Genomic DNA, 18,490 nt, shown 5'->3' with positions numbered 1-18,490 from the left:
TTACCTTAACTTTAAGGTTGCTAGGCCTAGCAACACCAGGAAGAGGGAGATGATCCAGAAACGCACGATCACTCTGGGTTCGGGCCAACCTTTCAGCTCATAGTGATGATGTATGGGTGCCATCCTGAAGATGCGTTGGCCGCGTAACTTATAAGAGCCGACCTGCAGGATCACTGAAACCGTCTCCATCACAAATACGCCGCCCATGATCACCAGTAAGATCTCCTGGCGCACCAATACGGCGATGGTGCCAAGCGCCGCGCCCAGAGACAGCGACCCCACGTCGCCCATGAAGACCTGAGCCGGATAGGTGTTGAACCAAAGGAAGCCTAAGCCTGCGCCGACGATGGCGGTGCAGACGATCACCAGCTCACCCGAGCCTGGCAGATAAGGAATATGCAGATAGTTAGCAAACTGCACATGGCCCGACAGATAGGCGATCAGCGCAAAGGCCGCCGCAACCATCACGGTAGGCATAATCGCCAGCCCATCGAGACCGTCGGTCAGGTTCACCGCATTGCTCGAGCCGACAATGGTGAAGTAGGCCAGCAGAATGAAGAAAGCGCCCAGCTGCGGCATCACATCTTTGAAGAAGGGCAGCACTAACTGAGTCTCACCGGCATTACCGGCAGAGGCATACAGGTAGAAGGCAATCGCCAGGGCCGCCAGGGACTGCAAGATATACTTCCAGCGCGCAATAAGCCCCTTGGTGTCCTTACGGACCACCTTGCGGTAATCGTCGATAAAGCCGATCAAGCCAAAGGCGCCCAGCACGAAGAGCATGACCCACACATAGCGGCTACCCAAATCACCCCAGAGCAGCACACTGATGAACACGCCAGCCAAGATCAACAGGCCGCCCATGGTTGGCGTGCCGCGCTTGGCAAAATGGGACTCGGGGCCTTCGTTACGGACCACCTGACCTATCTGCAGCAGTTGCAGACGCTCGATCATCTTAGGCCCCCACCACAGGCTAAACACCATGGCGGTCAACAGCCCCAGGATCGCCCTGAAGGTCACATAAGAGAAAACGTTAAACCCAGAATAAAACTGGGTTAGATAATCAGCCAGATAAACCAGCATTAAAACAACTCCTTGCGCTCAAAGGCGGCAATGAGAGCCTCGACAACCCGCTCCATCTTGGCGCTTCGAGACCCCTTAACTAACACAGTCACCTTGCCGGTTAACTGGTTAAAATAACTAACTAAATCAACAACCAATGCATCTAAGTCGGTGAAGTGCTTGCCGGCGAAAGCCTCGCTACTCGCCCGACTCAACTCTCCCAGTGAATACAAGGCATCGATCCCCTGCTGCTTGGCCTTCTCGCCCAGCTGCCGATGTAAAAGGGACGCATTGTCACCTAATTCGCCTAAATCGCCCAGCACTAAACAGCGATTTCCTTCAATTTCTTGAAGCCAGTCGATTGCCGCCCCCACAGAGGCCGGATTGGCGTTATAGGTATCGTCAATCAGCAAGAAGCGTCCCAGACGGGTCGGCTGCATACGGCCCTTCACGGGTTGCAGCTGCATCAGTCCTTGAACTATCTCATCCAGTGACAATCCCAGCGCCAAACAGATGCTGGTTGCCGCCAGGGCATTGCTCACCTGATGACGACCAGACAGCGGCAGGCTGACCTGACGCCGCTCGCCTCGGTAACTGAGCCAAAAGCGATAACAGCCCAAGGCATCTGCACTGAGCTCGTCGGCGCTGACATCTACTGGATTCCCCTGGGAAGAAAAACTCAACTGGGTATGGCTAGCGGCCGCGCGGCGCATCACATCGGCAAATGCGTCGTCGGCATTGATCACGGCGACACCATCCTTAGCCAGGTGGAGGAAGATCTCCGACTTGGCCTTAGCCACGCCTTCCAGCGAGCCAAATCCCTCGAGATGCGCCGAGGCGACATTATTAACCATCGCCACATCGGGTTGCACTAAAGATGAAGTGTAATTAATCTCACCGAGATGATTGGCGCCTAATTCGAACACCCCGTATTCGTGTTGCGGCTCGAGACGCAGCAGGGTCAAAGGCACGCCCACTTCGTTGTTGAAGTTGCCTGCGGTGTAAAGCACCTGATGCTGGGTCGACAATATGGTCGCCACCATCTCCTTCACGCTGGTCTTGCCATTGGAGCCGGTGAGGGCCACGCTCTTGGGCGCGACACACTGCTTCACATAGGCGCCTATCTGGCCCATAGCCTTCTGGCTGTTGGTGACAACAAGCTGAGGCGCCGCTATCGGCAGCTCACGCTCGACCAGTAGGGCGCTGGCGCCATCGGCCACCGCCTTGGCGGCAAAATTATGGGCATCGAAACGCTCACCCTTGAGGGCGACGAACAGGGTTTGAGAGTCCACCACACGGCTATCGCTCGAGACCTTGCTGACGCTAAGATCATCGCCAACATGTTGGGCACCGAGCACCTTGGCTAATTCTGACAGTCGCAGTGGAATCATTTGCCGCCCCTCGCAATGGCTGCCGCTAGGGCACGTTCATCATAATCCAGGCGTTTGCCGGCGATCTCCTGATAGGTCTCATGGCCCTTGCCGGCCAGCAAAATCAGATCGCCGCCGGATGCCAGGGTCACCACCTCGCGGATCGCCTTTTGTCTATCGACTTGAGTCAAGGCTACCTGCGGCTTGTTTAGCCCGGCCAGCACATCATTGATGATCACCATGGGATCTTCGCTACGCGCATTATCGCTGGTGACCATGACGCAATCGGCGTTGTCTTCGGCGGCGCGGGCCATCAGGGGACGCTTGCCCTTGTCACGGTCGCCACCACAACCGAAGACGCACCACAACTTGCCGCGGCAATGACCGCGCAGGGCCTTAAGCGCCTGCTCTATGGCATCCGGCGTATGGGCATAGTCCACCACTAGGGTAACGCCGTCTTGAGTGGTGAAACGCTCCATGCGTCCCGCCACAGGCTTAAGGCTGGATACCTGAGTCAGCAGCTGCGCCATCGAGTATCCGCTCAGATAGAGTGCCCCCAGGGCCGCCACTAGATTAGACAGGTTAAAGGTGCCCAGTAGCGGCGAGTCGATTTTCGCCTCGCCTTCGGGCCAGACTAGCGTCGCGCTAACGCCCTGAGCATGTTGCCTGACCGCTTTGGTATAGATGGAGGCGCCTTCCTGGCCCTGAATGCTAAAGCCCACCAGCCCCTTACAGCGTTTATCCTGTATCCACTGACGCCCCACGGGATCGTCTAGGTTAATCAAACCATGGCTTAGGGAGCTGAATCTAAACAGGCGCTGCTTGGCTGCGCCATAGGCATCCATAGAGCCATGATAATCCAGGTGATCCCGGCTTAGGTTAGTAAACACGGCCACGTCAAAGGGCACGGCATCGACACGTCCCTGCACCAGGCCATGACTGGAGACCTCCATGGCACAGACAGCCGCGCCCTGTTGGTCAAACTCCTTGAGCTGACGCATCACAGTGATCGGGTCGGCCGTGGTGTTGCCGCTATCGACCAGCTGTCCCCACATGCCGTTGCCCAGGGTGCCCATGACGGCGCTCGGCTGGCTCAAACCTTGGCTCAGCTGAGCGATCAGTTGGGTCACCGATGTCTTACCATTGGTGCCCGTCACGCCGATCAGCTTGATTCTGTCCAGCCCCAGCACATAGAGTTGGGAGGCGAGTGCCGACAGCTGCCGTTGCAGCTGAAAAAAGTAGATCCTTAGGCCGTCTTCTTGAGTCACCTTGCCATGCAGCGCCGGATCGTCGGTATGAATCAGTGCCGCCACGGCTCCCTGTGAAAGGGCGGCGTCGACAAAGTCCCGTCCATCGACGCTGTGGCCGGGCACGGCAACAAACACACTGCCTTGGCCTATCTCTCGGCTATCCAGCGTCAGATGACTGAGTGACTCACCGCCGGCGTAGTGAAACCAGGGGGCAAGGAGATCGCACAGCTGCATTATTCGCCCCTCCTGACATTACCGGCCAATTGAACTTTTTCTCGAGCACTGATCGGCTCAACATTTAACATCTGTAGTGCCCCTGACATCACTTTGGCAAACACGGGAGCGGCCACATCGCCGCCATAATAACGATCGCCCTTAGGCTCATTGACCACCACAACCATGGCGAGTCTTGGGTTGTGCACAGGCGCGACCCCGGCAAACAGGGCGACATAATCTTCGCCATAGCCACCGGCCACGGCCTTACGGGCGGTACCCGTCTTCCCCGCAACCGGATAGCCGTCGATATGGGCCTTCTTAGCGGTACCGCCAGGCTCGGTGACACCGATCAGCATCTGCATCACGCTGCGAGCCACCTCGGGCGAGATCACCTGATCCCCCTCGGGCGCCTTCTTAAGCTTGAGAATCGAAGAGGGATACAACACGCCACCACTGCCCAGCATGGCGTACATGCGGGCGATCTGCAGCGGAGTCACCGTCAGGGCATAACCAAAGGAGAGGGTTGCCCGCTCGAAATCGGACCAACGACGACGATCATGGATGAGACCGGCACTCTCACCTGGCAGGTTGATGCCCGAATAGTTACCCAGCCCCATGGCCTGGTAGTAACCCAGCAGCTCCTGCACCGGCATCGACAGGGCGATCTGCGTCATCCCCACGTTACTGGAATGCACTAATACATCACCCAGGGACATGTCGCCGTAGTTACGGCCGTCACGCACTATCTTGCCGCCGATACGTACGCGACCCGGATGCGTCTTGAAGATCTGATCTTCCTTGATGGTACCCGCCTCGAGCGCCGCGGCGACCACGAAGGGCTTGATGGTGGATCCCGGCTCATAGGCGTCGGTCAGGGCACGGTTACGCATACGATAGCTTTGCAGGTTATCGCGGGAGTTGGGGTTATAGCTTGGGGTGTTTGCCATGGCCAACACCTCACCCGTGTGCACGTCGAGCACCACGATTGAGGCCGAGGTGGCCTGGTTGATCTCTGTGGCACGCTTAATCTCGCGATAGGCCAGCTGCTGGATGCGCTGATCGATACTCAGCACCAGATCGTTAGAGCTTTCGCCGGTTTGCACCGTATCCAGACGCTCGACGACGTGACCGTCACGGGATTTACGCACCTTGTGTTTGGTCGGCGTGCCGGTGAGCCAGTCGTTATAGGTGTTCTCGATCCCCTCGATACCCACGTCGTCGATATTGGTCAGGCCCACCAACTGCGCGCTGATCTCACTTGTAGGATAGTAGCGACGCGACTCTGCCTTGAGATAGACGCCGGGCAGCTTAAGCTGCTTGATATACTCGGCCACCGCCGGGGTAACTTGGCGCTTGAGGTAGGTAAAACGTTTCTTGGGGTTAGACTGCACCCGCGCCAGGATCTCCTCCTTGGGCTCGTGCAGCACATCGGCCAGCGCCTGCCAACGACGCATATCGGCGAAACCGTTGCGATCATGCACCACCTTAGGATCGGCATAGACAGCCTTGACCGGCACACTGACCGCCAGCATCTCACCGTTGCGGTCGGTGATCATGCCGCGATGCACCTCGTTGCTCGTGGTGCGCAGGGTGCGCATGTCACTCTCGTGACGCAGCTTTTCCGGCTCGATGATCTGAATATAGGCGGCGCGGCCCACCAGGCTGGTAAACAGCAGACACACGAAACCGACCACGACGTAGAGACGCCAGTGGATCAGCTGTGGTTTCTGTTTACGTTTCGCCTGCTTGCTCATGGTACTCTCACCACCACTTCTTCATTGGGTAACGGCCGCTTCATGTCCAGCTCTTTCGTGGCAATCCGTGTCACCCGACTGTGTTCCGACTGCGACTGCTCTTCCAGCAACAGGTTGCGCCATTCGATATCCAAGCGGTCGCGCTCTTGCAGCAACTGATCCCACTGGCTGGTGTATTTGCGACTGGAATGGCTGGTGTAAACCACCAAAACGGCATTCGCGATCACAATAAAAGCCATCAAGAGCACCCACTTGTGATGCCAAAGATCGAGTAATACGATACGAGTCAGGTTAAGTTGTGACTTACTCACTAGCGTTCCCCTAGTCTCTCACGTCTGCTCGACGGGATTAGTACTCTAATCGCTCGGCAACCCGCAACACTGAGCTACGCGCCCTGGCATTACGGTCAATTTCTTCGGCCGACGGCTTAATTGCCTTACCCACGGCCTTGAGTAATCGTGTCTTATTAATTTCCGCCTCGGTGAGCGGCAACCCATGGGGTACCGACTCGCCCTGGCTATGGCGGCGAATGAAGCGCTTCACCATGCGATCTTCCAGCGAATGGAAGCTGATCACCGACAGGCGTCCATGAGGAGCCAACACGGTCACCGCGCCTTCCAGCGCCTGATCGATCTGCTCCAGCTCGCTGTTGATATAGATACGGATCGCCTGAAATACGCGGGTGGCCGGATGCTTGTTGCGCTCCTTGCTCTTGCTCACCCTGGCAATCAGATCCGCCAGCTCCTTGGTACGCAGGAAAGGCGTCTTGTCTCTGTCGGCGGCGATGCAGCGGGCGATATGGCGAGCGTTCTTCTCCTCGCCATAGGTCTTAAATACCCAGGCCATATCTTCTATCTCGGCGCGGGCCAGCCACTCGGCAGCCGTCTCCCCCTGGGAGTTATCCATGCGCATGTCCAGCGGACCGTCACGCAGGAAGCTAAAGCCACGCTCGGCATCGTCGAGTTGCGGCGAAGAGACACCGAAATCGAACAGTATGCCGTCGATCTTGCCTCTCAGGCCCAGATCGTCGACATATTGGGCCAACTGGCCAAATCCACCGTGAACGATAGAGAAGCGCGCATCATCGGCAAATTGCTCTGCGGCAGCGATCGCCTGAGGATCGCGATCTATGGCAACCAGGCGGCCATTGGGGCCAAGTTGCTTGAGCACTTCGCGCGAGTGTCCGCCGCGACCGAAGGTGCCATCGATATAGATGCCGTCAGGCTTGATGTTGAGTCCGGCTACCGTTTCCGTCAGCAGCACGGATAAATGCGCAAATTCTTGAGTCATCGCTCTCTTCTTTAACTTATGGTTATTCTCTTATCACAAAGAGAAGTCCGCCAAACGCTCGCTGTTGGCAAAGGCATCGCTTTGAATCGTTTCACGGCTAAGTTCAATCTGTTGCTGCCAGGCCGCCTCATCCCACAGCTCAAACTTGTTCAACTGGCCCACCAGCATCGCGTGCTTTTCCAGATTGGCGTATTGACGTAGCGGTGGGGGAAGTAAAATGCGACCATTGCTATCTAACTCGCACTCATGGGCATAACCGAGTAGCAGCCGCTTCATGGCGCGCTCGGGTCCCTGGGTATCTGACAGCAATAACAGCTTGGCTTCTATCTGTTTCCAAGCCTCGAGTGGATAGATGAGTAAACAGGCGGCGTCGAAGTCGACCGTGATCACCAGCTGGCTATTAAATTCGACGTGCAGGCTCTCGCGGTATCGCTTGGGGATCGCGATCCGGCCTTTGGCGTCAAGATTAATAGCACTCGCTCCACGAAACACGTTAGCTCGTCCTTGTTTTTCTGGTTAATAGATCCACAAATATCCACAATTTCCCACAAATGCTAAGTTTAGAGATAGTGTGCAAGCATTGTCAAGGGATGCAACCATTTATAAAGCCAGTATTCAAGCGGGTTAGCAGCCAGTTTGTAAATTTGTAACTACAGTCAAACCAGGGGAGATTTGTGGGAATTTCGAGGACAAATATGTTGAAAAAACAAACAGAAGTGGAGGGCCTACAGGCTTTAGTGGATCGATAAGTGGATCGCCGTCCCAAATTGAGGCCATGATCGCCAGGATCCACATAGGCAGATGAAACTTGTATGCCTGTTCGACCCTAAACGATTGGACTCTGAGCCATTATGGCTTGCTCAAACGCCGCTTGATCCCTATGATGGCCAATAAAAACACAAAATTATGCTGACTCCCAAACAAGGCCGCTGGCTTCGAAAATCACACAAATGGTTGACCCTCTTTCTCGGGGCACAACTGCTCATCTGGTTAATTTCCGGTCTCTACATGGTGCTGATGGATATCGACTATATCCATGGCGATCATCTCGTCGATGACAGTCAACTCACCCTAGAGGGAAAACTCGCCAGCATTTCACCCGAGGCAATCCTCTCGCGTTATCCCGAGGCCACCAAGCTCGAGCTGCTGCCTACCGCGCTCGGCCCTGTCTATAAACTCAATCTAGCAGGTAAGCCCCTGTACCTCTCGGGACGAGATGGTGAGTCGCTTGAACCATTAAGCCAGCAGGCGGCCATGAAGGTCGCCGCCCGCCTCTACCCTGGCAACTTATCCGCCGCCAGCGCCGAGCTGTTAACCGAGTCGGCACCCGCCGAAGTCGGCGGACGACATCTGCCCTTGTGGCAGATAAACCTAAACGATGCCTTCGACTCACGCCTCTATATCTCGGCCAGTAGCGGTGAGTTGGTCACCAAGCGCCACGACTTCTGGCGTCTGTTCGATGTCATGTGGATGCTACACATCATGGACTATGACACCCGAGAAGATGTGCACAATCCATTACTGACAGGCTTTAGCCTGCTGGCACTACTCACGGCGCTTTCCGGTGCCCTGCTTCTGCTCATCGCCTTTAAGCGTGGCGAGGAGGAGGCCGCATGAGTCTAAATATGATTAACGCGAGAAGCATACATCGCATCCTGGGCCTCATCGTCGGTGCCCAGTTTCTCATCTGGACCCTGACCGGCCTGGCATTTAACCTGATTGACGATCCATTACTAGATGCCAACGCCCTGCGCGCCAAGCCCGCAAAGGCCCAGTTGATTTCCCCCAAAGTGACGCTTGCCGAGATAACGACGCAGCTCACAGGCAGTGGCACCAAGCAGATAGACCTTAAACGGGTCGAGCTCAATACACTGCTCGATCGCCCCATCTATCGCATCAAGACGAGCAACGGGAGCCATGCCTTTTGGGCCGATACCGGCGAGGCGGTAAACCTCAATAGGGAGCAATTGACGCGACTTGCCAAGCAGAGTTACCGGGAAGAAGCTGTCTTATTCGAGCCGATACTCGATGAGGCAGCGGCGCAGCGCTATGGGGGCAATCCGGCCTTCTACCGCATCGACACTCACGATGAGCGGAGCACGCAGATCTTCATCGATGGTCAGAGCGGCCAGGTCAAGGCCCATGAGAATTTAGGCTCAGGATTCAAGCAGCTACTCTTCATGCTGCATTTTATCGACTATTTCCCCGACAATGGCGTGAGCTTCAATCATCTCGCCACCCAGCTGATTGCCTTCGCCGCCCTGCTGCTCGGACTCAGCGGCACCTGGGTGCTGGTACGTAAACTTGCCGCAGGCGACTATATCAGCTGGCAGCTAATTAGCCGCGCAAGCAAGAAGGAGAGTCAGCTGACTCTGCTCTCCCCCGACGGTGAGCCGCTTGAAAATATCACTCTGGCGCCTGGTAATCTGCTGGATAACCTCAATCATGACCGAAATCGGATCGCCAGTCAGTGCGGCGGTGGCGGTCATTGTGGCATGTGCCGCGTGCGCTTTGTGGACCAAGCTCCACAGCCGACTCCAGAGGAGCGCGCGCGTCTCAAGGAAGAGCTATTGGCTCAGGGGATTCGCCTCAGCTGTCAGCACAACGGCCACCAAGGCAAACTCGCCCTCACTAGCCGCGCCCAGCTAAGATACTGGCAAAAGGCGCAGGCAGAGGTCGAACCCGCCTTAAAGCCGGCCCAAGCCCCCCTTGTGAACGAAAGCAGCCCTCTTGAGTAAAAACGGCTCTCTGAACAAAAATAACAAACAGGTGTCTAAATTTTAAGCAAAAGCAGCCGATAGATAGGTTAGAGGAGTTACACCTAACCTAAAAAGGAGGAGAGATGCTTTCCCTAGATAGCCTGTATGCCATGTTAGCAAGGCCGGTACAGCAGGTCGTGAAGCGTAAGCGTGTGGTGGAACAAACGGAACACACGGATCCCATCCATGCCGACAGCCATGAGGCGCCTCAGTCGCAGCTGCCGCCCCACCTGGAACGTCGTCGTCGCGGCGACAGGCGCATCAACCCCAGACCCGGACGCGATGATCGCCGCGGCCAGTCGCGACGCCAGCAGGCGCAGAAACAGGCCGAAGAAGAGGCACTGGATTCACCACTGCCCCATATCGATATCGACGTCTAATATTCCTAGCTCAGTGACTCGCTGGTCACCTGGGCAACCGCGCGTTTCCAGCCCAGATACAAGGCCTCACGTTCTTCATCCGCAATAGCAGGATTAAAGCAGCGCTCGACACCCGCCTTGTGCTTCAATTCGGCCGTCGATTGCCAGAAGCCTACGGCTAGCCCCGCCAAGAATGCCGCGCCCATGGCCGTGGTTTCCGTCACCTTAGGACGCTGCACCTCGACATCGGTAATGTCCGCCTGGAACTGCATCAGAAAATCGTTGGCCACGGCACCACCATCGACCTTGAGCTGTTTCAACTCGACGCCACTGTCTTTGGTCATGGCATCGAGCAGATCCCGACTCTGGTAGGCGATCGCCTCGAGTGCGGCGCGAATGATATGGTTACGATTGGCGCCTCTGGAAAGGCCGACCAGGGCACCGCGGGCGCTGGCGTCCCAATAAGGCGCCCCAAGCCCCACAAAGGCAGGCACCAGATACACGCCATTGTTATCATTGACCTTGAGGGCAAAATATTCGGTGTCTTGGGCATCGCGAATCAGTCCCAATTCATCACGTAACCACTGAATGGTGGCGCCCCCCATGAATACCGAGCCCTCTAGGGCATAGTTCACCTCACCCTTAGGCCCCACGGCGATGGTGGTCAACAGGCCATGGTTAGACTGCACCGCCTGTAAGCCGGTATTCATCAACAGGAAACAGCCTGTGCCATAGGTGTTCTTGGCCATCCCCTCGTCGATACACAGCTGACCAAATAGGGCCGATTGTTGATCCCCCGCGATGCCAGCCACGGGGATCTCGCCCCCCTCCCCGGCGATACGTGTCTTGCCATACACGGTGCAGGAGGGCTTCACCTCGGGCAGGATACTCGCGGGAATATCCAGGGCCTCGAGGAGCACGGGATCCCAGGCCTGCTGGTGAATGTTATACAGCATGGTGCGCGAGGCATTGGTAGGGTCGGTGACATGCACCTTACCCTCGGTGAGTTTCCACACCAGCCAGGTATCTATGGTGCCAAATAGCAAGTCACCGGCCTCGGCCTTCTCTCTAGCACCTTCGACATTGTCCAATATCCAGCGGATCTTGGTGGCCGAGAAATAGGGATCTAACACTAGACCGGTATTTTGCCTGATGTACTCCTCATAACCCGCCTCTCTCAGAGATTCGCACAGAGGCTGACTGCGACGACACTGCCAGACGATGGCATTATAGACAGGTTTGCCTGTGCTCTTGTCCCACAGGATGGTGGTTTCACGCTGATTGGTGATGCCGATGCCAGCCACCTCATCGCTGTGAATCCCCGCCCTGGCGAGGGCCTCGATGAGGGTCGAGCTTTGGGAGGCCCAGATCTCCATGGGATCGTGTTCCACCCAACCCGCCTTAGGGTAGATCTGAGAAAATTCTCGTTGGGAGATGGCCACGACATTGGCGTCATGATCGAAGATGATGGTACGTGAACTGGTCGTGCCCTGATCGAGCGCAATTACATACTTCTGCTGCACGAACGCCTCCGCTACTGCTGGCTAGGCTGATTCGGATCGACCATAGGTGCTGGCTCAACCTCCTGTACGGCCTCGAGCTGCTCGTCACAGGCGTGGGCGGGCAGATACCAGAATTCGGCGATCTTACCGTCCTGCACACGGAAATTCCCTATGCTGCATTGACTGAGTTGCTCACCATCGTTTTCCCAGGTCACACGCTCTACCGTGCTGACAAAGTGAGACGATTCGATCAGCTCTATGATGCTAGCCTGGGCGCCGGTGAGGGTCTCGAAATAATCTGTCATGGCGGCGCCGAACTGCGCCTTATCCGAGGTTTCCACCTCTATCTTGCTGCCAGAGATATGCATCCACCGCACATCGTCCGATACATGGGTCAGCATCTGCTCGACACTGTGTTGGTTGTAGGCGTCGATAAACCCTTTCACCACTTGCGTCGCACTCGGGTCGGCCAAGGCCGACGGTGGCAGTAACGCTATGCTTGCAGCCAGAAGATAGGGTTTCATGGGACACCTCTTATTGTTGGTTATCGCACCTATTGCCCCAAGAGCCTCAGCCGAGCGGCAATCAATGAATGCAATTAAGCTAAAAAAATGTTGATAATTAGACGAATATAATCCGATGAAGTTCAGATAGCCAATAAATATTCAGATAAAAAAATGCCTCACTAGGTGAGGCATTTCGGTTTGCGTTCAATAATCCGTAGGCGAGTTACATCTTATAGCTTAGCTGAGCACCTACCAGCCAGACATCGCCACCCGCTTCACCGCTAAAGCTCACCTGAGCCAGATTCATCAGGTTCATGGTCTCGTTGATCGGTGCATCGCCGTGGGCCTTGATGTAAGTCACGGCAAAATCCAGCGTCAGGTTCTTAGAGGCTTGGTAGCCAGCGCCCGCACTGAACCACAGACGATCAGAATCAGGGATGGTGATGGTGCGATACTCATCTTCGACCGCCGTCTTGTCCAGCGCCACACCGCCACGTACCAGCCACTTATCGTTTAGCTGATAACTGGTACCCAGGGCGAAACGCCAGTTGTCTTTGAAGTTCTCGACTTTCACCAGGTCAGACTCCAGGCCACCCACAGGCTTCTGCTCGCCAGGGAAATAAGCCACCAAGCGATCGAACACGCTCCACTGGGTCCAGTTCACACTGGCATGCATGGCCCAGTTTTCGGTCAGCTGATGGAAAGAGGCAAGCTCGGCAAAGGCCGGTAGTTCGAGCGGCATGTAACCCTCGATCTCCACATCCTGACCACCGTTGTAGATCAGGCCAGAGGCGTGACCATCAAGCTCCAGCTCGACACCACTGTGATAGGCCAGACCGATACGGTGCGCCGGGTTGATCTGCCAGCTGGCACCCAACTGCCAACCATAGCCGATATCATCGCCTTCCATCGATTTCAGGCTAGTGCCACCCGGTGGTAGCGCGCCGGCCACCTCGGCGGGCAGCGTAGGAATCGCCTTGATACCGTCGACCCAAGCCGGTGTCGAAGCGCCAATCTTACCTTCGCCATAGACGATACGCAGACCCGCGCCCACAGAGAAGGCCTCAGAGATCTTATAAGCCAGGTTAGGATTAAACTCGACTGTGGTTACAGAGGTCTCTTTACCGAAGATCGCGGTAGGATGTGTACTCGGCACCTCGGTCGCCAGACCATAGTTAGAGTTAACGGCTAAGCCCCAGGTCCACTGATCGTTAAGCTGATTCGAGTAATAGAAGTTGGGGACCAGCGCGTCGCCCGCCACGTCTAAGGCATCGGCGTTCATAGTGACAGGCTGTGGCCCGAGTACCGGCGAAGCCAGGGTGACATCACCCTCGACATCGACGTTTGGCATGACATAGATACCACCCAGTGATAGCTGACGCCCCTCGAGATAGGTCAACATCGCAGGGTTACGCGCCTGCGCGGCGGCGTTGTCGGCCATGGCCGCCTCACCCGCAAAGGCACGGCCTAGACCCGTGGCAGAATATTCGGCAAGTTGAAATCCAGCGGCCTGAACTTGAGACAGCGGTGCAGCGATAGCGGCAACAACAGCTAAAGATAAAATATGCTTCTTCATCATGGCTCTCTTGTTATTATGACAACCTAGAGCAAAGGCTCCAGTCATTGAGTGAGCCGCAGTCTACTGATGCAGAATATCTTTACAAGCAAATAATCAATTTAAGCGAATTATGCTGACCGAGGTGCTTAATTAGCATACAAAAACCGACCACAACCGATTTTTAAACACTCACCAAAGCGTAAAAATGTGATCAACGTTCACTTAATGGGATTCAAACAAATCAACAGAAACAGACAAAAACGAATAAAAACAACTAACTAAGTGAGAAACATTAAAATGACACTTGTACGCCTGAAAAAAACAAAACCACCAGCATAAATCACTAGGCTGTTGAACACCTAGCAATCTCACGGCAAAAACCAAACGTAAACACCTGAAATTTAAGTGCTTAACAAGATTCATCGCCGCTAATGTAAACAAAAAGCCGACCGCAGAAAACTGCGATCGGCTTGATTCATATCCTCTAAGGTACAGATGTACGCCAACTGGCATGAGCCCGCTATAACAGCGCTAAAACCGGCTCACCTTTTCTGGTTTTAGGCACTAAACATTAGGCACTAGAAGTTAGGCACGCCAGCTTGGGATCTCGGCCTCATAACCTGCTATCGCATCGGCATAACCTAGGCTGATGCCTATGGCATCCAGGCCGTTGAGCAAATTATGGCGCGCCGATGGAGCAATCTCGAAGCTAAAACTTGCTCCCGAGGGTGAGGTCACCGTCTGCGCCTGCAGATCCACGCTTACCTGCGACCCTTCTTCGGCTTCAACCTCCTGCATTAGCTGCACCACCTCCGCCTCGGTTAGGCGCACCGGCAACAGGCCGTTGTTGATGGCGTTGCCATAGAAGATATCGGCAAAGCTAGGCGCGATGATCACCTTAAGGCCAAAATCTGCCAGGGCCCAGGGCGCATGCTCCCGGCTCGAGCCACAGCCAAAGTTCTCCTTGGCCAGCAAGATGGAGGCCCCCCGATAGCGCGGCTGATTCAGGCTGAACTCTGGGTTAGGCTGATCGCCGGCATCATCCAGGTAACGCCAGTCATGGAACAGGTGAACCCCAAAACCGTCACGGGTGACCTTGGAGAGAAACTGCTTAGGGATGATCTGATCCGTATCGATATTGGCACTGTCGATGATCACCGCAAGCCCTGTGTGTGTAGTAAATGGTTGCATCGCTCCCTCCTAGTATGGCTTGCGAATATCGACAAAGTGACCGGCAATCGCCGCAGCGGCGGCCATGGCAGGACTCACCAGGTGAGTGCGACTACCGCGCCCCTGACGCCCCTCGAAGTTACGGTTACTGGTGGAGGCGCAGCGATCCCCCGCCTCCAGCCTGTCATCGTTCATCGCCAGACACATGGAGCAACCCGGCAGGCGCCACTCAAACCCGGCGTCGATGAAGATCTTATCCAGACCTTCCGCCTCCGCCTGCTCTTTTACCAGACCAGAGCCGGGTACCACGATTGCCGTGACGCCCTCAGCCACCTTGCGCCCCTTGGCCTGGTGAGCCGCCGAGCGCAGATCTTCGATTCGCGAGTTGGTACAGGAGCCGATAAACACCTTGTTGATGCTGACGTCTGTCATCTGAGTACCAGGAGTCAGCGCCACATAATCGAGCGCCTTCTCGATACTGGCCTTAACCGTAGGATTCGACTCATCTGCGGGGTTAGGCACACACTCATCTATGGCCACCACCTGGCCCGGATTGGTACCCCAGGTCAGTTGCGGGGCGATATCGCTCGCCTCCAACACCACATGGGCATCGAACACGGCATCATCATCAGACTTCAGCGCCTGCCAGGCGGCGACCGCCTGCTGCCAAGCTTCGCCCTTAGGGGCAAACTCACGACCTTCGAGGTAATCGATAGTAGTCTGATCCGGCGCTATCATACCCGCCTTGGCCCCCATCTCGATCGCCATGTTACAGACGGTCATGCGGCCCTCCATCGACAGGGCCGAAATCGCCTCACCGCAGAACTCCACCACATAGCCAGTGCCGCCATCCATGCCTATCTTGCCTATGATGGCCAGCACGATATCTTTGGCGGTGATCCCCTCGGCCACGTGACCACGCACCTCGATCTTCATAGTCTTGGCCTTGAGCTGACGCAGGGTTTGGGTGGCCATCACATGCTCCACCTCAGAGGTGCCAATGCCGAAGGCCAGGGCGCCGAACGCGCCATGGGTCGCGGTGTGCGAGTCGCCGCAAACGATCACTGTGCCCGGCAATGTGATGCCAAGCTCGGGGCCCATCACATGGACGATCCCCTGATTCTTGTGATGAATGTCGTATAGACGCACGCCAAACTCTTTACAGTTTTGTGCCAGGGTCTCCACCTGAGTGCGCGCCATGGGACTGAGTGCATCCAGGCTGGCGCTCTTGGTCGAGGTGTTGTGATCCATGGTGGCGAAGGTTTTCTCTGGCGCCCTTAATTTGCGGCCCGCGACTTTTAAGCCGCTGAAGGCCTGAGGGGACGTCACCTCATGTACCAGATGGCGATCCACATAGATAAGTGGCGCCTCCCCTTCGGGGGCGGCTACAATATGGCTGTCCCATACCTTTTCATAGAGTGTCTTCGCCATTAGTTTGCCTCTCTGACTGCCTGGGCAATATAGTCGCCCATTTCGCGGGTTGATTTTGCCTTGTCACGCTGATCCGCGCTCAAGAGTTCTCCAGTTAAATAGCCATCGCTCAATGCCTTGGCGACCGCGTCTTCAATCGCCTTGGCTGCCGCTTCCTCCTTGAGGCTGTGACGCAGTAACAGCGCCGCAGACAGGATCTGCGCAATCGGGTTAGCTATGCCCTGGCCGGCGATATCCGGCGCGCTGCCTCCGGCGGGCTCATAAAGGCCGAAGCCGTCGCTGTTCAGGCTCACCGACGAGAGTAAGCCCATGGAACCTGTCAGCATGGCGATCTCATCGGAGATGATGTCACCAAACAGGTTAGAGCAAAGCATCACATCGAAATCGAAGGGACGGCGCAGCAACTGCATGGTGGCGTTGTCGATATAGATGTGTTCCAGCTCTACATCGGGGAAATCCTTGGCCACCTCTTCGACCACCTCGCGCCACAGGACTGAGCAGGCCAGCACGTTGGCCTTATCCACAGAGGTCACCTTCTTACGACGACCGCGAGCCGCCTCGAAGGCTATCTTGGCGATACGGCGCACCTCGCGGCGGCTATAACGCATGGTGTCGAAGGCTTCCTCTTGCTCTCCCTCTCCCTGACGCCCCTTTGGCTTGCCAAAGTAGATGCCACCGGTTAGCTCGCGTACACACAGCACGTCGAAGCCCTCGGCCGAGATGTCTCTTCGCAGCGGTGACATATGCTCCAGGCCACCATGCAGCTTAGCCGGACGCATGTTACAGAACAGCTCGAAATGCCCCCGCAGCGGCAGCAAGGCGCCACGCTCTGGCTGATCGTTAGGCGGCAAGTGTTCCCACTTAGGGCCGCCCACAGAACCGAACAAGATGGCGTCGGCCGCCTCACACCCCTTCAGGGTCGACTCGGGTAAGGGACAACCATGCTTGTCGATGGCCGCACCGCCCACATCATACTCGCTATACTCGATATCCAACGAGAAACGCTCTTCAACCGCCTTTAGCACCTTACGTGCTTCGACCATGACCTCGGGACCTATCCCATCACCGGCCAATACCGCGACTTGATAACTCATACCTCAAGTGACTCCCTGCAATTAATTGTCTTTATACTGTTAAATTTGAAATTTGTTATACGCCGCCCAATTCGGTGCGCGCCTGCTTTAGCTTGTGCTTGTTCTCGGCCACCTTGTCGGCACGCCAAGTGAGATTCATCACGTGGATCAGCGCCGCGGCCGAGGCCTCGACCACATCGGTCGCCAGGCCGACGCCGTGGAAACTCTGCTCATGGTAGTTGGCGGTGATATCCACCTGCCCCAGGGCATCTTGCCCCTCTCCCTTGGCGCTGAGCTGATAGCTGCTGATGTTAACTTCACAGCCACTGGCGCGGGCAATCGCCTTGTAGGCCGCATCGACCGGGCCGTTACCTGTAGCGGCCTCGGTCACCGACTCGCCGTCGATGCTTAAGGTCACTGTGGCTGTCGCCTGCCCCTGGGTAGAATCCGAATGCACCACCAGCTGCTGCAGCCCATAGTGGTTCTCATCTTCCGCCTGAGCCTCCACATACACTAGCGCCTCTAAGTCGTAATCGAATACCTGGCCCTTCTTGTCGGCCAGCTTAAGGAAGGCCTCATACAGGGTGTCCATGTCGTAGTCTTGCTCGCCGTAACCCATCTCTTCCATGCGATGTTTGATCACGTGACGGCCGGAGCGGGAGGTCATGTTCAGGTTGTTGCGATTAAGGCCGATACTCTCTGGCGTCATGATCTCATAGGTGTTTTGCGACTTGAGTACACCATCCTGATGAATACCCGAGGAGTGCGTAAAGGCATTGGCGCCGACGATCGCCTTGTTGGCCTGCACCGGCATGTTACACAGCTGGCTCACCAGGTTAGAGGTGCGATGGATCTCTTTGGCATTGATCCCCGTCTCCAGCCCTAGGCTGGCCTTGCGGGTGGCGATGATCATGGCGATCTCTTCCAGGGAGCAGTTACCGGCGCGCTCGCCGATACCGTTAACGGTACACTCGATTTGACGCGCCCCGTGCTGCACCGCGGTGATGGAGTTAGCCACCGACAAGCCTAAATCGTCATGACAGTGCACCGAGATCACCGCCTGGTCGATATTAGGCACACGGTTAAACAGATTTTGAATGATGCCGCCAAACTCGCTCGGCACCGTATAGCCCACGGTGTCGGGAATGTTGATCGTCTTGGCACCCGCCTTGATAGCGGCCTCGACCATG

The 18,490-nt window shown here is 56.1% G+C and carries 17 protein-coding genes; 3 read left to right on the top strand and 14 right to left on the bottom strand.

Features of this window, described 5'->3' with window-relative positions; translation table 11 throughout:
- The 7 genes from mraY to mraZ are packed head-to-tail and all read right to left on the bottom strand — an operon-like array spanning nt 1 to nt 7,434.
- Nucleotides 1-1,083 carry a phospho-N-acetylmuramoyl-pentapeptide-transferase gene (gene mraY / locus DB48_RS03770; protein ID WP_041509005.1) on the bottom strand — a complete coding sequence of 361 codons (1,083 nt, stop codon included), beginning with the start codon at nt 1,081-1,083 and terminating at the stop codon, nt 1-3.
- The gene (locus DB48_RS03765) at nt 1,083-2,453 is read right to left on the bottom strand and encodes a UDP-N-acetylmuramoyl-tripeptide--D-alanyl-D-alanine ligase (protein WP_041509004.1); all 1,371 of its coding nucleotides are present in this window, start codon (nt 2,451-2,453) and stop codon (nt 1,083-1,085) included. Before DB48_RS03765 ends, mraY begins: the two co-directional genes overlap by 1 nt.
- A complete protein-coding gene (murE, locus tag DB48_RS03760; protein ID WP_041509003.1) occupies nt 2,450-3,919 on the bottom strand; it encodes a UDP-N-acetylmuramoyl-L-alanyl-D-glutamate--2,6-diaminopimelate ligase in 1,470 nt (489 codons plus the stop codon). The genes DB48_RS03765 and murE overlap by 4 nt, the downstream gene beginning before the upstream one ends.
- Nucleotides 3,916-5,652, bottom strand: coding sequence for a peptidoglycan D,D-transpeptidase FtsI family protein (locus DB48_RS03755; protein WP_041509002.1), 1,737 nt, complete (start codon nt 5,650-5,652; stop codon nt 3,916-3,918). The genes murE and DB48_RS03755 overlap by 4 nt, the downstream gene beginning before the upstream one ends.
- A complete protein-coding gene (gene ftsL / locus DB48_RS03750) occupies nt 5,649-5,963 on the bottom strand; it encodes a cell division protein FtsL (RefSeq protein WP_041509001.1) in 315 nt (104 codons plus the stop codon). The genes DB48_RS03755 and ftsL overlap by 4 nt, the downstream gene beginning before the upstream one ends.
- Before the next feature lie 37 nt (nt 5,964-6,000).
- On the bottom strand, nt 6,001-6,942 hold the full coding sequence (rsmH, locus tag DB48_RS03745) for a 16S rRNA (cytosine(1402)-N(4))-methyltransferase RsmH (RefSeq protein ID WP_041509000.1): 942 nt from the start codon (nt 6,940-6,942) through the stop codon (nt 6,001-6,003).
- Between the two features lie 33 nt (nt 6,943-6,975).
- Nucleotides 6,976-7,434: a division/cell wall cluster transcriptional repressor MraZ gene (mraZ, locus tag DB48_RS03740; RefSeq protein ID WP_033539377.1), complete on the bottom strand. Its 459-nt coding sequence runs from the start codon at nt 7,432-7,434 to the stop codon at nt 6,976-6,978.
- 414 nt (nt 7,435-7,848) lie between these two features.
- On the opposite strand from mraZ, the gene DB48_RS03735 reads away from it, so the two are divergent.
- The 3 genes from DB48_RS03735 to DB48_RS03725 all read left to right on the top strand — a co-directional run bounded on the left by DB48_RS03735 (nt 7,849) and on the right by DB48_RS03725 (nt 10,081).
- Nucleotides 7,849-8,559 (top strand): hypothetical protein, encoded by a 711-nt coding sequence (locus tag DB48_RS03735; protein WP_041508999.1) that lies wholly within the window; start codon nt 7,849-7,851, stop codon nt 8,557-8,559.
- Complete coding sequence (locus DB48_RS03730; protein WP_052813646.1) at nt 8,556-9,680, top strand: PepSY domain-containing protein; 1,125 nt, start codon at nt 8,556-8,558, stop codon at nt 9,678-9,680. Before DB48_RS03735 ends, DB48_RS03730 begins: the two co-directional genes overlap by 4 nt.
- Before the next feature lie 104 nt (nt 9,681-9,784).
- Complete coding sequence (locus DB48_RS03725; RefSeq protein WP_041508998.1) at nt 9,785-10,081, top strand: hypothetical protein; 297 nt, start codon at nt 9,785-9,787, stop codon at nt 10,079-10,081.
- A 5-nt stretch (nt 10,082-10,086) separates the two neighbouring features.
- Here the strand turns inward: DB48_RS03725 and glpK are convergent, their stop codons facing one another.
- The 7 genes from glpK to DB48_RS03690 form a co-directional block, all read right to left on the bottom strand.
- Complete coding sequence (gene glpK / locus DB48_RS03720; RefSeq protein WP_041508997.1) at nt 10,087-11,583, bottom strand: glycerol kinase GlpK; 1,497 nt, start codon at nt 11,581-11,583, stop codon at nt 10,087-10,089.
- Nucleotides 11,584-11,594: 11 nt separating this feature from the next.
- Entirely contained in the window at nt 11,595-12,086 is a 492-nt protein-coding gene (locus DB48_RS03715; protein WP_041508996.1) for a nuclear transport factor 2 family protein, read from the bottom strand.
- Between the two features lie 205 nt (nt 12,087-12,291).
- Nucleotides 12,292-13,644 carry an outer membrane protein transport protein gene (locus DB48_RS03710; protein ID WP_041508995.1) on the bottom strand — a complete coding sequence of 451 codons (1,353 nt, stop codon included), beginning with the start codon at nt 13,642-13,644 and terminating at the stop codon, nt 12,292-12,294.
- Nucleotides 13,645-14,211: 567 nt separating this feature from the next.
- A complete protein-coding gene (gene leuD / locus DB48_RS03705; protein ID WP_041508994.1) occupies nt 14,212-14,817 on the bottom strand; it encodes a 3-isopropylmalate dehydratase small subunit in 606 nt (201 codons plus the stop codon).
- Nucleotides 14,818-14,826: 9 nt separating this feature from the next.
- A complete protein-coding gene (gene leuC, locus DB48_RS03700) occupies nt 14,827-16,227 on the bottom strand; it encodes a 3-isopropylmalate dehydratase large subunit (protein WP_041508993.1) in 1,401 nt (466 codons plus the stop codon).
- On the bottom strand, nt 16,227-17,321 hold the full coding sequence (gene leuB, locus DB48_RS03695) for a 3-isopropylmalate dehydrogenase (RefSeq protein ID WP_041508992.1): 1,095 nt from the start codon (nt 17,319-17,321) through the stop codon (nt 16,227-16,229). Before leuB ends, leuC begins: the two co-directional genes overlap by 1 nt.
- A gap of 55 nt (nt 17,322-17,376) precedes the next feature.
- On the bottom strand, nt 17,377-18,490 hold a 1,114-nt coding region (locus tag DB48_RS03690), incomplete at its 5' end, for a 2-isopropylmalate synthase (protein WP_041508991.1).

The sequence above is a fragment of the Shewanella sp. cp20 genome (genome assembly GCF_000832025.1).
In the GTDB taxonomy this organism is placed as follows: domain Bacteria; phylum Pseudomonadota; class Gammaproteobacteria; order Enterobacterales; family Shewanellaceae; genus Shewanella.
The sequence above is the reverse complement of the archived record's forward strand: the minus strand, read 5'-3'. Positions and strand labels throughout refer to the sequence as shown.

Excerpts from the sequence above, each read along its gene's own strand:
- mraY (WP_041509005.1), bottom strand. The coding sequence starts at position 1,083 with ATGCTGGTTTATCTGGCTGATTATCTAACCCAGTTTTATTCTGGGTTT.
- DB48_RS03765 (WP_041509004.1), bottom strand. The coding sequence starts at position 2,453 with ATGATTCCACTGCGACTGTCAGAATTAGCCAAGGTGCTCGGTGCCCAA.
- DB48_RS03755 (WP_041509002.1), bottom strand. The coding sequence starts at position 5,652 with ATGAGCAAGCAGGCGAAACGTAAACAGAAACCACAGCTGATCCACTGG.
- rsmH (WP_041509000.1), bottom strand. The coding sequence starts at position 6,942 with ATGACTCAAGAATTTGCGCATTTATCCGTGCTGCTGACGGAAACGGTA.
- DB48_RS03735 (WP_041508999.1), top strand. The coding sequence starts at position 7,849 with ATGCTGACTCCCAAACAAGGCCGCTGGCTTCGAAAATCACACAAATGG.
- DB48_RS03730 (WP_052813646.1), top strand. The coding sequence starts at position 8,556 with ATGAGTCTAAATATGATTAACGCGAGAAGCATACATCGCATCCTGGGC.
- DB48_RS03725 (WP_041508998.1), top strand. The coding sequence starts at position 9,785 with ATGCTTTCCCTAGATAGCCTGTATGCCATGTTAGCAAGGCCGGTACAG.
- DB48_RS03715 (WP_041508996.1), bottom strand. The coding sequence starts at position 12,086 with ATGAAACCCTATCTTCTGGCTGCAAGCATAGCGTTACTGCCACCGTCG.
- DB48_RS03710 (WP_041508995.1), bottom strand. The coding sequence starts at position 13,644 with ATGAAGAAGCATATTTTATCTTTAGCTGTTGTTGCCGCTATCGCTGCA.
- leuD (WP_041508994.1), bottom strand. The coding sequence starts at position 14,817 with ATGCAACCATTTACTACACACACAGGGCTTGCGGTGATCATCGACAGT.
- leuC (WP_041508993.1), bottom strand. The coding sequence starts at position 16,227 with ATGGCGAAGACACTCTATGAAAAGGTATGGGACAGCCATATTGTAGCC.
- leuB (WP_041508992.1), bottom strand. The coding sequence starts at position 17,321 with ATGAGTTATCAAGTCGCGGTATTGGCCGGTGATGGGATAGGTCCCGAG.